Annotated in this window: 10 protein-coding genes; 8 read left to right on the top strand and 2 right to left on the bottom strand. The window is 54.3% G+C overall.

Annotation, left to right across the window (positions count from 1 at the left end; translation table 11 throughout):
• Nucleotides 1-120: 120 nt before the first annotated feature.
• Together E5K02_RS20265 and E5K02_RS20260 are read left to right on the top strand one after the other, a co-directional pair.
• Nucleotides 121-633, top strand: coding sequence for a hypothetical protein (locus tag E5K02_RS20265; RefSeq protein ID WP_135397324.1), 513 nt, complete (start codon nt 121-123; stop codon nt 631-633).
• A gap of 5 nt (nt 634-638) precedes the next feature.
• On the top strand, nt 639-1,070 hold the full coding sequence (locus E5K02_RS20260; protein WP_135397322.1) for a hypothetical protein: 432 nt from the start codon (nt 639-641) through the stop codon (nt 1,068-1,070).
• Nucleotides 1,071-1,200: 130 nt separating this feature from the next.
• Here the strand turns inward: E5K02_RS20260 and E5K02_RS25640 are convergent, their stop codons facing one another.
• On the bottom strand, nt 1,201-1,347 hold the full coding sequence (locus E5K02_RS25640) for a hypothetical protein (RefSeq protein ID WP_167856508.1): 147 nt from the start codon (nt 1,345-1,347) through the stop codon (nt 1,201-1,203).
• Between the two features lie 24 nt (nt 1,348-1,371).
• Between E5K02_RS25640 and E5K02_RS20255 the strand changes: the two genes are divergently transcribed.
• The 6 genes from E5K02_RS20255 to E5K02_RS20230 all read left to right on the top strand — a co-directional run bounded on the left by E5K02_RS20255 (nt 1,372) and on the right by E5K02_RS20230 (nt 14,934).
• The gene (locus E5K02_RS20255; protein ID WP_135397320.1) at nt 1,372-2,070 is read left to right on the top strand and encodes a GIY-YIG nuclease family protein; all 699 of its coding nucleotides are present in this window, start codon (nt 1,372-1,374) and stop codon (nt 2,068-2,070) included.
• A 970-nt stretch (nt 2,071-3,040) separates the two neighbouring features.
• Entirely contained in the window at nt 3,041-6,733 is a 3,693-nt protein-coding gene (locus E5K02_RS25635) for an RHS repeat domain-containing protein (RefSeq protein ID WP_167856507.1), read from the top strand.
• A 57-nt stretch (nt 6,734-6,790) separates the two neighbouring features.
• Nucleotides 6,791-12,397, top strand: coding sequence for a DUF6443 domain-containing protein (locus E5K02_RS20245; protein WP_135397318.1), 5,607 nt, complete (start codon nt 6,791-6,793; stop codon nt 12,395-12,397).
• A 2-nt stretch (nt 12,398-12,399) separates the two neighbouring features.
• Nucleotides 12,400-12,864 (top strand): Imm9 family immunity protein, encoded by a 465-nt coding sequence (gene imm9 / locus E5K02_RS20240; protein ID WP_135397316.1) that lies wholly within the window; start codon nt 12,400-12,402, stop codon nt 12,862-12,864.
• Between the two features lie 451 nt (nt 12,865-13,315).
• Nucleotides 13,316-14,518 (top strand): hypothetical protein, encoded by a 1,203-nt coding sequence (locus E5K02_RS20235; RefSeq protein WP_135397314.1) that lies wholly within the window; start codon nt 13,316-13,318, stop codon nt 14,516-14,518.
• Nucleotides 14,519-14,520: 2 nt separating this feature from the next.
• Nucleotides 14,521-14,934 carry a phage protein Gp36 family protein gene (locus E5K02_RS20230; RefSeq protein ID WP_135397312.1) on the top strand — a complete coding sequence of 138 codons (414 nt, stop codon included), beginning with the start codon at nt 14,521-14,523 and terminating at the stop codon, nt 14,932-14,934.
• A 1-nt stretch (nt 14,935) separates the two neighbouring features.
• Here E5K02_RS20230 and E5K02_RS20225 read toward each other — a convergent pair whose 3' ends face one another.
• Entirely contained in the window at nt 14,936-15,118 is a 183-nt protein-coding gene (locus tag E5K02_RS20225; protein ID WP_135397310.1) for a hypothetical protein, read from the bottom strand.
• Nucleotides 15,119-15,142 lie beyond the last annotated feature (24 nt).

Raw genomic sequence — 15,142 nt, 5'->3', positions numbered from 1 at the left:
TGAGAAAAACAAGTACATTTGAAGAGTCAAAGGGACAAAAAAGAGGTCAACCCCGGCAAGGGTTGACCTCAGAAATCAGAAACAGGGCCGGCAAGCCCTATTACTTAATCACCATTACAAATGTACGCACAAGCTGTAACTGCCGCAACCTGCACGGCGACCACTCTCCACCCCACCGCCGTACACCTGGGCCTGTCCCTGCTGCGGCTTCAGCTCTCCACGCTGCTCAACTCGGGCACCTTCACCCCAGCCGAGCGCCAAACAGCCACGGCCCGTATCTACGCCACCACCGACGCGGCCCAGCTCTTGACCTGGAAGCGCAACCTGGCCCGCCTCAAAGCGGAGCGCGAAGCCGCACAGGCCACGGCCCCGAAAGAGGTAGACACCACCAACATTCCCGACGCGGAAGAAGTCGAGCGCGAAGCTGCTCAGATGTGGATTGAGCCCGCAACCACCGAGGAAGAGGCAACCTCAAAACACCCGCTGCTCTCTCGCGCCCTGCAAAATGCGGTAGAGGAGCGCAACCGCCGGGGCCGCACCTCAGACTATGCCGGGGAGCTGGCCTACGCCATGCGCGGGGAAGCCTTCCAGCTCGAAACGGGCCTATCGTATTCCGAACTAGCCGCCCTCTAACCTGGATGGCTGCCAACAAACGCGCAGCGGCTCCGGCCGCTGCTGCTCCGGCTTTTGCCCTGGAGCCGGGCTTGCCGTGGATTTCAATGGCCTTGCGCACCGCTGGCCCCGATGCCTTCGCCGCCTTCCTGGCCGACAAGCTGCTACTTGACTTCCAGACCAACCAGATGGCTCCCCACTTCCCGGCCGGCTGTCTGGTGCTAGCTGAGCAGGTTACCAATCCGGCCGACGTGATACCGGGTGTGTACGCGGTGCTCTACGCCGGGCAGCTTGTAGCCCTGGGCCGGTTGGCTGCTGAGGGTATCCGCACCCGGCCCTTTGCCCTGCATATGACGCTCGACAACGGCCCAGCCCTGGCCCCGGTGGTACTCGACTGGCAGGATACCCAGCTCCAGGTGTGGCGGGTGGTCTACTACGCTTCTTATCCGGCCGAGTAAACATATGCCGACCCTATCCTTTCTCCCACAGCGCGGGCCCCAGGTGGCCCGCGCTCCGTGGACCTACGCACTGGTGTGCCGAGCGGTGGGGGCTTTTAAGATCAGCTCCGGCACGGCGGCCACCGTGTGCCTACCCGTTTGTGCGGGCCTGGGTGTCGAGGTGGCGGCTGTGCGGCCGGGCAATCAGGCCCGCGCCCTGCGGTGGCGCTTTGCTCACCTGCACATTCAGCATGGCTGGTGCTGACTTACGCCTGAAGTCGAGCAGTGGCTCGGACAATACTAATCAAATATCAAAACAGCTATGGCAGACACCGTTTTTATCTACGCTTTAAAGTGTCCCATGACAATGCATGTACGGTACGTGGGGAAAACCAAGAACCTAAAAAAGCGGCTATATAGCCATATCTACGAGGCCAAGAAAGGAAAGCAAACCCACCGGCATCATTGGCTCAGCGCCTTGGCTGTTATTGGTCAAGAGCCAATTATGGAGGTATTAGAAGAGGCGCCCTTGGATCAATGGCAGGAGCGTGAACGCCACTACATCCGGCTTTATCGATCTACCGGCTGGCTTGTTAACGGCACAGAAGGAGGGGATGGACTTACACCTGAAAAAGCAAGGGAGTTTTGGCAAAACCCTGAATACCGGAGGAAACAAGTTGAGGCCGCAACTGGGGAAAGAAACGGCTTTTACGGCAAGACACATTCGGCTGAAACCAGAAAGGTTTTGGCCGAGAAATGCCGGCATGAAGTGCCTTGGAATAAGGGCAAAAGTGGTATCTATTCGAAAGAATTGATTCTTAATAACAGGCTCCAAAAGCATAGAAAGCCTATTGCTAGATATAAGGAAGGGCAGTTCGTGGATAGCTGGGAAAGCGCCCGCGCTCTATGCCGAGAGCTAGGTTGGGACAGGCGTCATGTTCAGCGTGTACTGCAAGGCACTAAGCACTTCAACACTATAAAAGGCTACACACTGGCCTATACACAAAGCCCCGCTACATAGCAGGGCTTTGTGTTATCGCATGAACGTAGGAAGCTTACTATGCAGTAATGCGTGTACCGCAGTATAATTTTGGGGTTCAACCATAGCAACTAAGTGGTGCTCAATACCTTGCTGATTCACCAGCAGAGTCAGTATCGAGCTAGAACTTTCAACTCGTTAGCTCTTACCAATAGCGCTAGCACCCCCTATTATAACACCGACGCCACCTAAGAATAGTCCACTCAGCAAAGCGCGTCCTATAATTGATTTGTCTTGGCTGGTTACCATTTGAGTGGGGGTGGCATGCTCGATTGCTTATAGCTCAGAATACAAAACCCCTACCTTCTGCATCTTGAATTTGTGCATCATGGATACCTCTAGGCCATGGGGCCTTAGAACAAGATTCAGTGGCGAAGGAATGTCTGAAGGTGTAGTTGCTTTGATTTCATCAAAGGAGGGAATACCGTATTAATAGATTAGCTGGCCTACCAGTTGTTGTTTGTTCTAGAAACTAGACTTGCCTAGTATATTGTCAAGTTCTTCTTGGAGGATGGTATTCATAGGGATAAAATAGGCTTATCTAACGAGTGCTTTTTATTGGGGAAGCTCTACTGAAGCAGAGATATGCTCTATAATTGCATTTGAGTGCAAACTTAGCTAAACGCATTCCACCACTGACTAAGTCTGTGCCGAGTAGGGGAGGGGCTGTGGCATCGCTAGTTGAGACTATGACCTACGTCGCTTGTCCGATGCCAAGTATACCATTCATTAAGGTAGACGATCATAGAAAACTATATCATGGCTACTGCCATCACTCATTATAGCTAGATTGGATAAAGATAATATAAGTATATATATTATATATTGTTATTTTAAAAGGTTGCTTCGGATTAGAAGGTGCTTCTTATTTACATTTGAAGATACATGCATATGTAAAATAAGGTATTCTGAGCGAATGATTTGCTCTTTAATCTTACAGCGTCCAACACCGATGCATCGACTTTTATTCGCTCTAATACTTCTCCTTGTAGCGTATTCTGCGTTTAGCCAAACACCAGAAGATAGTCAGGCTAAACAACTGGCCCCACGTGTTCCCGGCTCGCCCACGGCTGCGGCCCTGGAGCGCTACACGTTTAGCCCAGTTAGCGAGCATACGGGTACCCCATCCATTTCTATACCCTTACTGCAAGCCACCAGTGGTTCCCTATCGCTCCCAATTAGCCTGAGTTACCACGCCGGCGGTATCCGCGTCGATGACGAGGCATCGCCAGCGGGTCTAGGGTGGTCCTTAAATGCGGGGGGCGTCATCACGCGGGTTGTGCGCGGGCTAGCCGACGAGACGGGCGATAGTAGTTTTTTCAAGACGTTCGATAAGGTACCCGACGTAGATCAGCTGGAAGAAACCCTGAACTTCTACCGTCTGAAAAACATAGCCGATGGGGTCGTGGACTTCGAACCGGATCTATTCGCCTTCAATTTTCCCGGCGGAAACGGGACGTTCCTTATGGGCAATGATGGCAAGTTTCACGCCCAGCCCTATCAGCCCCTGGACATCCGCTTTGAAGATGGGAAAGATGCAGAAGGGTACCGGCGCACTGGCTTTGTGCTAACGGATGCTGAAGGCAAAACCTACCGGTTTGCAGAACAGGAGTATACCACCTCGACACGCAGAGGGGCTAATGGTCCTCGTAACTGTACGGCTTGGTACTTAACCGAAATTATCTCGGCCGATCGATCCGATACTATACATCTGCGCTACAAGCGCCACAACATCAATACGACAACTGGGCTGCACCAAAGTGTTAGCGTGTCAAATGGTTCTCCCGACAACTATAATGGATGTGATGCCATTACGAACGCCGTTTCTTCCAGTACTAGCCAAAATCTGATTGAAGCTGTTCGCCTACGACGAGTTGAATGGACCGGTGGCGTCATTGACGTTCAAACAGCAAACCGGTTAGATGTAGCGGACAAACGCCTCGTGCGGCTCAGCTTGCGGCGTGACACGCTCAGCGCCGATACCGTGCGTCAGGTTCGCTTCTATCATTCGTATTTCAACGACGACCTCTCGTTTCCACTTCCCACCGCGCAAGAGCCAGGGGATCGGCGTTTTTATCTGCGGCTCCGTCTTGATTCGCTGCAAGTGTTCGGTGGCACTGAACAACTCCCTCCGCATCGGTTCACCTATTCTTCCATTCGCCTCCCGCGACGTCTGCAGGGGGCCCGCGACCACTGGGGCCTATCGAATGCACGGTTTACCCGATCGCCCGAAAACGCAAACCTGATTCCGATAACTACGGTAGGCTCGGTCTTTGGCGAGGTCACCGTGGGGCAGGCGGACCGAGCACCACATCAGGCTTTTGCGCAAGCCGGATTGCTGCAGCAAATTCAGTACCCGACCGGCGGCTATGAGATCTACACCTTTGAAGCCAATCAACTCGTGGCTTCGGTTAAACTCCCACCCGCTTATCAGGCAAAGGATCTGGAGGTAAGCGGGATCGGCGTATCGCCCAGCCCTCCTTCTCAAAAGGAGGCCATGACATGGAGCGTTCCAAACGATATGGAAGTAGTAGGCACAGCTGAAATTCGCTTAGCAAAGCACGCATCGTATACCACTGACAATTTAAAAGGCTGTTTAGGCAAAATTACAATCAAAAGCACGGCTACCGATGGGACGATGACGACTTGGTCCCGGGATGCTACTGCCTCTATAATGCTGGCCAACTCACCGTCCGATCCCAACAACGCCTATGCCTACTGGACGGACCTACCCCGTTTTGTTGCCGGGTACACCTATGAAATGGTGGTCGAAGCTAAAGGGGAAATGATGGTAACATCGCTACACCTGGAATATGTGCCAGCAAGCGATATCAAATATGAATTGCGGAATCAGGAAACCGGCGGTCTGCGCATTAAAACCATTGCCAGTAAGGCTTCCGCCACAGCACCCGCATTGATTCGGAGCTACCGTTATACGCGCCTAGGCTCCTCTTTGTCCAGCGGCTATCTGGTCAGTAGTCTACCACCCGTCTATCTCTATCAGCAGTTAACCTATAAAGTCGGCCAACATATTTCCCAAGGTGGGGGGCACTGCGCCGTTACCGTGGTAAGTTCCAGTTCTCCAGGCGAAGTGCAGAGTGGCAGCCAGCCGGTAGCGTATCACACCGTAACCGTGACCGATAGCTCGGCTACGACCGGACAAACCTTGGGGAAGACGGTGAGCCAGTATTCGGCTTACGTAGATGGTGGAAACAACGACCGGCCCTATCCGCCAGCGGTTACTGCCCCGTGGAAACGAGGCAACCTACTTACTCAGTACGTTTACGCGGGCTCGCATTCCGGGGGCTTCCGCTTAGTGGAAAAGAAAGTCAATGACTATGCGTCCGAGGAGGAAGAAGACACCAAACGGGAAGTCATTAGGGGGGCGAAAGTCATTCCCAACAAGTCTTTTGTCAGTTTGGGAGGCATTTTTCCGGAGCCGTCAGCACAATTTATTGGTCATCCCTTATTTACCGGCCGGTTTGCGCGGGAGAATACCTACCAATATAATGCCTGGCATTATATAACGGCAACACATCACTACAAGTATGACCCGACGAACGAGGCACGCTATGTAGAAACCAGCACGCGGTATTACTACGACAATAAGCAACATGCACAGCCAACGCGCATCGAACGCAGTATAGCTGGGGGGACTGAAATCAAGCGCATTGCCTACGTTTTGGATTGCGGAGAGGTAACCACCGCCACGACAGAGGAAGCCAAGGCCCTGCGGCAGATGATTCAACGGCACATCTACTCCGTGCCGGTGGAAACGACAACCAGCCGGCTAACCGCGCAAGGTATATTGCTCACGCAAGCTACCCTTACCTTGCCTCGCTTAGTGAACGGCATCCCTCAGCCCAGCCGTCAACTTTCCTGGCGCGCGACAGCCCCCCAGCCAGAGAGCAGCTTTCAGCGCATGCGCGTTGCCGCAGGGGGAGTGACATTTGATCCACAGTATCGGGAAGAAGTCCTGATTGACCGCTATACCGCGCAGATGCAAGTTGAGCAGATGCATCAGGCGAAGGGGCCCGCCACCAGCTATCTGTGGGATGCCCTGAGCCAGGAGCCGGCCGCCGTTGTGAAAAATGCCAGCTTCTCTGAAATTGCCTATACCAGCTTTGAGCCGGGCGCTGCGGGCAACTGGTCGTATACTTCGAGCCCGACCACGGTGGTCGCCGGTGGGCGCACAGGCCAACAGTGTTATCAGTTCCAACCGGCAGGAGTCGTCTCAACTACAGTTGGGCGTACAGATCAGTACACCTTCACTTGCTGGGCAACGGCCCCTCCCACCGTTCTGGTCAATGGCATCGCGGTAGCCCCTACTTCACTTGTCGAAATTGCGAAGGCTAGTGGCAGTCAATTGATGTGGAAGCAGTACACGCTACGTCACTCCCTGGTTGCCGGGGCAACACTGACGGTACAAGGACCCGCCGGCTTACAGGTCGATGAGTTACGTCTGCATCCGGTTGGGGCGCAGATGACCTCGTACACCTACCAGCCCCTGACCGGCATGAGCTCGCAAACCGGCCCTGATGGCCGCACGGTCTTCTATGAATACGACGGCTTAGGTCGCCTATCGCGGGTGCGGGACGAACAGGGCCGGATTCTGACCCAGAATCAGTACCAGTACGCGCAGTAGCCGCCGCGCAACCTGCTTTTCCAAACTATCTCCTCTCCCCGCTTTTGCTGCGTGTCTATGCGCCTTTTCTACCAGTTTCGTTTTCTGATTTGCTTAGTTGTTGCCTACTGGTTCATCCTTACGGGTGCCCAGGCGCAGGCCTACGAAGGCCAAGTACCCGATTCTACGGAGTTACGGGTGCTGCGTCAGTTCTACCGCATGACCCACGGGGAACAGTGGACCACGCGCACCAATTGGCAGCAGGACTCGGTGCTTGCCCGCTACGGTGTAGGCATCAACCAGGGGGATGTGATCAGCATCTCGTTGCCGGGTAACCAGCTGCAGGGTAGTTTGCCTGCCAGCCTGGGCTTGCTCACCTCGCTCTATACACTGGATCTGAGTACTAACCAGCTCGGCGGCCAACTGCCCAGCTCTCTGAAGCACCTGCAGGGCTTGTGGGCATTGGAGTTGAGTCACAACCAACTGGAGGGTCGGCTGCCCGGCGGGCTGTGGACCATACCGTATCTGTCCCGCCTGAATGTGAGCCACAACCGCCTGTCCGGCACGGTGCCCGACAGTGCCGGGCTGCAGCAGTACCTGTATTTCGTGCAGTTGCAGAACAACCGCTTTACGGGGCCATTGCCCGCCACCTTCGGCCAGATGGCCGGGCTGGCTCACCTGGATCTGAGTGCCAATCAATTCTCTGGCTCGCTACCGTCCGAGTGGGGTAGCTTGCAAAACTTGAGCTACCTGTTTTTGCAGCAGAATCGACTCACGGGGACTATTCCAGCCGAATGGGGCGGCATGCAGGGCCTGAACCATCTCTATCTAAGTGACAATACCCTGCAGGGGAAAGTACCCAACTCGCTCACGACAATCCCTTACCTCTACCAACTGGGACTGCAGCGCAATGCCTTCACAGGCCTGCCCTCCTGGGCTGGGCTGACAACCATTCCGACCGTGCAGGCTACGGAGAACTACCTGGACTTTGCCAGCATTGCGCCCAACTTCACTGAAACTGGGGTAAGCTGGATTCCCGGATTCACGTTCACTCCCCAGCGAATACGGCCTGATACCACCCTTACCACAGTGGTTGGGGCGGCAGGTGTTACCCTCCGAGTGAAAACCGGAGGCGTGCCCAGCCTGCTGCACTACCAGTGGGAACGTAAGGTCGGGCAAGCTTGGGTAGAGATGCCGGGTAAGATCAGCTCGACCCTTCGGCTTGAGACAATTACGCCCGAGACGGAGGGACTCTACCGGGCCCGGGTACGTCATGATCATGTCAAGTCGGCGTGGGGAGCAGATGTCTGGCTCTATTTACAGGCCACGTATATAGAAGTACTACCGTACCAACCGCTGGCGCGCAATGAGCCGCAGCGGCCGTCTGTAGACTCCTTGCTTATTGACATTCCCAAGCCCGATGCAGCAGAAGCCGGCAACTACGTCCGTACTTACACGGCACGGGCAGCCTACACCGACGCGGCCTTGTTCACCCAGGCCGTAGTGGACTCCGTGCAGGTCAAAACCGAATATTTCGATGGGCTGGGCCGGCCGGTACAAACCGTGCTGCGCCAAGAGTCACCCACCCGGCGGGACATCGTGCAGCCTATCGCCTATGACGAGTTGGGACGCCAGGACAAGGAATACCTGCCCTACACCGTGGCCAATGGCACCGGCACGGTAGACGGGTATCGACAAAATGCACTGCGTGAGCAATATGCCTTCTACCGGGGAGCGGTTACCTCTCCTACAGACCCTGCGGATCATGTGACTCCGCCAACAGATATGGTGGACGCCACCCGGCTCCTGCCTAAGACGGGCGTACCCTATGCTGCCAAAGCCTTCGAGCCCTCGCTAATGGGCCGCGTGCTGGCCCAAGCATCGGCGGGGGAAAACTGGATGCTAGGCACAAGTAGTAACCACGCCGTGACCTTCTGGGAGCGTCCAAACACGGCCCGTGACACGGTCTACCGCTGGCGCCCGGGCTACGATGGGCAGCGGGAGGAGTTGGCTGTTGAGGCTCCCTACGCTCCCGGGGAGCTGTGGTCTGCGCTGATGGTGGACGAACAAAAGCACCTGTCCCAGACCTTTACCAACAAAGCGGGGCAGATGGTGCTTAAGCAAGTGGCTGAGCGTATCGGGACCGATACCACTTGGTTAAAGACGTATTACCTCTACGACGACTTTGATCGGCTGCGGGCTGTGCTACCTCCCTTGGCGGTGCAGCGTATCCGGAAAAACGGCGGTCTGCTCAATGGTGCCGGCGTGGAACATTTGCTGTTCCGCTACCACTACGATGACCAAGGACGCCTAATTGAGAAGCTCGTGCCTGATCAGGAAGGGTATGCCTACACCGTCTACGACGAACTGAACCGGCCAATCCTAACCCAGAACGTGGCCCAACGCGGCCGCAGCGAGTGGGTCGCTACCAAGTATGATGCGATGGGCCGCGTTGTCTTCTCGGCCTTGATCCAACGTCCCGGTTTGAGCCGAGATACATTGCAGGCGCGGGCTAGCAGGGCCACGCAGCTGTGGGAAGCACCAAGCACTAGCACCCTGCTAGGCAAAGCCTACTACACCAACCAGAGCTATCCGCCCTTAACTGGTGAAGACCAGCTCTTGAGCATCAGCTACTACGATGGCTATGACTTTGACCAGAACGGGGTAGCGGAGGCCTCCTATGTGGCAGCCACCGAACAACAACTCGGGGGCAAAGTCCCCACAGCAGATAGCCGAGTCACCGGTCAGACCACGCGCACGCTGGTGCGGGTCCTGGGCGTGAACGCAACCAACGCAAAGGCGTGGCTGACCACAACTAGCTTTTTCGACGAGAAACTACGGCCCATTCAGGTAGTCAGCACCACGGCTCGGGGGGGAGAGGATGTAACGAGCAGTCGCTACGATTTCGCCGGGAAGGTGCGCGGCTCCTACACCGTGCACTCGGATCCCACGCATACAGCCCTCACGGTGCAGGAAACGCCGCGCTACGACCATGCCGGGCGCTTGCTCTCTTCCGCCCAGTCGTTCAACGGGGCAAAGGCCGTAACTATAGCCAGACAGAGTTACAACGAACTGGGGCAAGTTGAGCGCAAAATCTTGGGGAATGGCGTGCAGTCAGTAGACTATCGCTACAACATCCGGGGCTGGCTGACGACCATTAATAACCCAGACTCGCTGCAGACCAAGGACTTGTGGAGTATGGCCCTGCACTACGAGCAAGGCTTTGTAACGCCGCAGTACAACGGCAACATTGCCGGGCAGACCTGGCGCAGCAAGTCGGATAACATTCAGCGAGCCTACGGCTACCGTTACGATAACCTGAACCGCTTGTTGCAGGGCGATTTCGTAGCCAAAGGAGCCACGGAGTGGGACCAGGAGCGCGATAACTACCGCTTCTATGCGGCCAGCTACGATGCCAATGGCAACCTGCTGACTCTACGTCGGCGTGGCTTGCTACAAGAAGGCAGCCGTACCACGCCTCGTCAGTACGGTCTAACCGACGTGCTGCGCTACCGCTATACGCTCACATCGGATGGGAGTCTAGGAACATCCCAGGACGAAGTTGGAACGCCTAGCAGCAACCGCCTACTGCGCGTAGATGATATAGTGGCCTCGACGTCTGAGACAGCAGCAGGCCAGGTTAGCCGAGCCGACTTTCAGGATGGCACGACCACTGGTCGTAAGCAGGCGGATTATGCTTATGATGTGGCTGGCTCCATGACCAGTGACTGGAACAAAGGGATCAGCCATATTCAGTACAACTACCTGCATTTGCCCGAGCAGATTGAATGGCAGAACGGCAACCAGCTGCAGTACATCTATACAGCCAGCGGGCAGAAAGTGGCGAAGGTGGCGACGGAAGCCGGGAAACAGGTCCGCACAGATTATTTGGGCGCGTGGCAGTACGAAAAGGACTCGCTTCGGTGGCTCAACCACAGCGAAGGTCGCCTGCTAGCCCTTTATAGCTACGACGCAGCGAAGGCTCGTCAGGTCACGTACCGGTACGAGTACACAATCAAAGATCACCTAGGTAACCTGCGGGTCGCTTTTCACCCAGGGGAGCGGAAGAAGTACGTGGCCATGCTCGACTCCGATCCGCAGGGCGAGCAGTTGAAACGGGAGCAGCATGCATTTGATTCAGCGAGTGTTTCGCCACCGATCCGGCAGGCCGTTGGGATGCCTATGGCGCGCAGTGGAGACGGCGTGGCTGTGCTGCATGCTGGTGGGACTCACCCCCAACCCTTAGGGCCGCTGAAACAGTTGACCGTTGCACAAGGCGATACGGTAGATGTGACGGCGTATGCTATGTATCCCCAAGAAACCAGTAACAGCAACTGGAGCTTTTCGCTGGCGGGGTTTGTGGCCTCAATGCTGCAACAACAGCCTATCGTACAGCCAACAGTAGAAGGAAGCGCAAAACGGGTGCGAGTGTTACCGTTGCTCAACATCGGGTTGGGCCTCATACCGGCCGTACAGCAACTAGCTGGGGGCATACCGAAAGCCTATCTCCGTATCCTGGTCTACAATGCGGATTCGGCTTTGGTAGCCTCTGAAACCAAGCAACTGACTGTAAAAAAAGAGATATATGAGCGGCTGCATGCCCGAGTGAGAGTTCCGGAGGCAGGCTATGTGCAAGCCTACGTAGCTAATGAGAGTGACACGGAGGTATTCTTCGATGATATAACTGTCGAGCATTGGCAGGGTCTGCAGGTGCAAGAGAACCACTATGATCCGTTCGGGCTAAACCTCGTAGGGCTGAGCAAGTCGGCTACCCTTGAGAATAAGTTTACCTGGAATGGCAAGGAGAAGCAGACCGAGTTTGGCCTGAACTGGCACGACCACGGCTGGCGCTTCTATGATCCTACCTTAGGACGGTGGGTAGTGAGTGACCCAGATGCAGAAGAAGGAGATCAGGAAAGTTGGGGTACCTATCAGTTTGGGTTGGATAATGCAGTGCGCTATAATGATTTGGACGGACGACAAGCAGGCCCTGGAGAAGAGGGAACTATAGCAGGGACTATTTATAATACAGTAGTTGGAATAGGCGTTTCAGTATATAATACAGTTGGTCTACTTTCAGACTTAACTAGCAATATGCCATTAGGTACGATGCCTAGCAGGCGTGCTGCTATAAGTGAAGACGGAAAAGTCAGTGTAAACAATCGGTTGCCCACCGGCACCGGTTTAGGATTAGCAAAACAGATTGGATCAGATTTTTTAGATGTAGCAAACGTCGCCGCTGCTACGTTATCGGGTGGGGAATCTGGTTTAGTTACTAGTAATCTGACAAAAGGCGCAGGCATATTATTAGCAAAGGCAGGAGGAACTAAAGTCGTTGCAAACTCAGTCACACAGGCGGCAAAGAAGTCGGTAAATAAAAACTCAAATGAAGCCGTTGGTAATTTTGTGCTTTACCAAGTTGAAAACGGTGATGAAATACTCAAAGTGGGAAAGGCGAATGCTGACGATGTTATGAAAAGCGGAGCAATAAGGCGTGTGCATACAAGTGAAAGGCTAGCTCGAAAAGCTGGTTATACTGACGCCAAGGCTAGAGTTGTTGAAGACTTAGGAAGAACGACTACAGGTAATGCGAAAAAAGCGGAAGCAGCGAGAGCTAGGGATCATAGAAGTAATGGACACTCACTGCCGCTAAATAGAGAACAAGACAAAAATTACCATCCCTAACAATGATTTGCAAAATCTCACACACTTCGTATGTAATTGATTTCTTGGATGTAGATTTCAATTCAAGTAAAATAAGTAATTTGCTGGAATTAGAATTTGATTCTGTATTAGAATCAATGAATATTCGTGATTTGAGCGAATGGACAATAAGGTTTCAAATAATTTACGGTAGGCAAACACCGATTAGGGTATATAAAAAAATGCCGTCTTATAAATACGAAAAGGAAAAATTGATTATTATTCACATTCCGATACCGACGAAAGATATAATTTCTTGGGGTGTTGATCCTAATCAGCATATAGTCATGCCCGAAAATTCGGGCGATGACAAATCTTTGATACCAATCGAAATTGCTTTTAAAGATTTTGGTAATAGAGAAGATTACATAATTAGCTGTTTGCGTAAAGCAATATTTTTTTGCTTAAAAGGAGGGTTTACAGTTAATGGGGTAAAAATAAAAATGTAGACTGAAAAATAATATATTTAATTTAGTAAGTGTACATTGCTTACAGTTTTTGCGGTCTCAGTTGCTTACAGCTAAGGCCCACGCACTTTTTAACTATCTTTTGCTAGGGCTGCAGCATTGTACAGGGGAGCTTTACAGATAATGCATTGCTCCCAATGGTAAGGCATAGTTATCAATTGCATCAAGCTAGAAACATTCAATTTTGCCCCTCCTGGAAGCAGCACCTTGCGTGGCAGTCGTTGGAAGACGATGTTACAGAGGAAGTGCTTTACGGAGGGGCAGCCTGTAGATGCCCCAGTAGGCAACTGCTGGGGCGCACAAAGCAGGAGGAGGTAAAAGCTACTTAGGAGTAGCATGGAAAATATACCGGCGGCTGCGGTATCCAGGTAGTCGTGGGGTAACGGCTAGAACAAGGCTTATTGATCTGAAGGAAAGTACGGTTGTAACCTACATGACCGTCCTGACATCCATGGGCCTGGTGATGGGCAAGGATTATCGGTACATCACCCGATCGGGCGCCCCCGAGGCCCTGGTGTTCAACAACGGCAGCCGGGAGATTTTCAAGGAGTTGGCCTACAGCCCAGCCGATGAGGACTACCAGCGCCTAGGCTCGTTGGAAATCACCGATTGCTGGATTGAAGAGGCCAACGATGGCGTGCCCGAGAAGGGCGCCGACATCATCAAGTCGCGTATTCGCTGGAAGCTGGCCGAGTTCGGGCTCATCCCGAAAATCCTCATCACGTGCAACCCGGGCTACACCTGGGTGCGGCTCAAGTACGTGTATGATGCCGAAAACAACCCGGTGCTGCTCAAGCCCTATCAGCAGGTAATACAGGCTCTGGTGACCGACAACCCTGACCGGGAGTTTGTGCGCATCTACAAAAAGAGCCTGGAGCAACTCAAGGACTACGACCGGCAGCGTCTGCTGGAAGGGGACTGGAACGCCGTGGAGAAAACCGGCGGCGAGATGTACCCCAGCTTCGACACCCAGCTGCACGTGGGCGACTACGCCAGCACTTACGACCCACAACTCCCGTTGCACCTTACGCTCGACTTCAACCTCACGCCCGGTGTGACGCTGAACGTGTGGCAGGTGCGGGGTAAAGAAGCCACCCAGATTGATGAGTTCACCCAGGACAACAAAACCAAGCTGGCCTGCCAGCGCTTCATGCGCAAGTATGGCCAGCACAAAGCCGAGGTGTTCCTCTACGGCGACCCGGCCGGCAAACACGGTGACACCCGCACCGAACAAGGCTCCAACGACTTCACCATCGTGCTCAAGGAATTGCGCGGGCTGCCCAAAGTCACCCAGCGCATCGAGGCTTCCGCGCCCTCAGTGAGCATGCGGGCCCTGTGGATTGACGAGATTCTGGAGCATGAGCAGGATGGTATCCGGATTCGGATTGACCGCAAGTGCAATGTGACCAGCACCGACTACCAGAAGGTGAAGAAGGCCAGCGACGGGACCAAGGACAAAAAGAAGGTGCAGGACCCCAAAACCAAGGTCAGCTACGAGCCTTACGGGCACGCCACCGACGCCAACGACTATTTCCTGTGCCGCTGCTTTCAAAGCGAATGGCGGGCCTACCAGCGCCAGGGCAACAATAAACCCGCCGTGGGCAACCGCTCCGACGTTCACCAACGCGCCTTTTAACCATGGCCTTTCTGACGCCCGCCGACTACGGCACTCTCATCAAGCAAGAGCAGCTCGATACCGTGCTGCAGGGTAACGCCACCGCCCTGAGCGGGGCCGAGTTGTTTGCCCAAGAGTTTATCGAGAGCTACCTCCGCAGCCGCTACGACGTGGCCAAGATCTTCGCCGCTGCCGGCGCTGAGCGGAGTCAACTCATCATCACCTACATGGTCGACATTGCCCTCTACACGGTGCACAGCCGCCATGGCCGCGTGCAGATGCCGGAGAAGCGCATCGACCGCTACGACCAGGCCGAGGCCTGGCTCAAGGCCGTGGCCGCGGGCAAGATATCGGCCGATTTACCCTTGCTGCCTGTTGCCGAGCGCACCGGCGGTTTCAAATGGGGCTCTGCTCCGCAGCAAACCCTCAGTTGGTAGCTTATTTATCAGGCCAGTTGCGCTTGTAGCGCAAGTAGAGAATAATGACGGCCCCGAAACCCAGCATCACTTTCACAAAAAGAAGATATGCCTCGGAAGTGGAAGGGTCTTCAGCTGCATAAGCCGAGATGGGCAAGCAGCCTACAAACAAAAGGGTGAGCCACAGGCCCGCACGGTTTTTCATAATTCAATAATAGCTCAAAAGTAA

Source organism: Hymenobacter metallicola (assembly GCF_004745645.1).
GTDB classification, from domain to species: Bacteria; Bacteroidota; Bacteroidia; order Cytophagales; family Hymenobacteraceae; genus Hymenobacter; species Hymenobacter metallicola.
The sequence above is the reverse complement of the archived record's forward strand: the minus strand, read 5'-3'. Positions and strand labels throughout refer to the sequence as shown.

Bases quoted from the DNA above. Each gene is read 5' to 3' on its own strand.
- E5K02_RS20265 (WP_135397324.1), top strand. From the start codon at position 121: ATGTACGCACAAGCTGTAACTGCCGCAACCTGCACGGCGACCACTCTC.
- E5K02_RS20260 (WP_135397322.1), top strand. From the start codon at position 639: ATGGCTGCCAACAAACGCGCAGCGGCTCCGGCCGCTGCTGCTCCGGCT.
- E5K02_RS20255 (WP_135397320.1), top strand. From the start codon at position 1,372: ATGGCAGACACCGTTTTTATCTACGCTTTAAAGTGTCCCATGACAATG.
- E5K02_RS25635 (WP_167856507.1), top strand. From the start codon at position 3,041: ATGCATCGACTTTTATTCGCTCTAATACTTCTCCTTGTAGCGTATTCT.
- E5K02_RS20245 (WP_135397318.1), top strand. From the start codon at position 6,791: ATGCGCCTTTTCTACCAGTTTCGTTTTCTGATTTGCTTAGTTGTTGCC.
- imm9 (WP_135397316.1), top strand. From the start codon at position 12,400: ATGATTTGCAAAATCTCACACACTTCGTATGTAATTGATTTCTTGGAT.
- E5K02_RS20235 (WP_135397314.1), top strand. From the start codon at position 13,316: ATGACCGTCCTGACATCCATGGGCCTGGTGATGGGCAAGGATTATCGG.
- E5K02_RS20230 (WP_135397312.1), top strand. From the start codon at position 14,521: ATGGCCTTTCTGACGCCCGCCGACTACGGCACTCTCATCAAGCAAGAG.
- E5K02_RS20225 (WP_135397310.1), bottom strand. From the start codon at position 15,118: ATGAAAAACCGTGCGGGCCTGTGGCTCACCCTTTTGTTTGTAGGCTGC.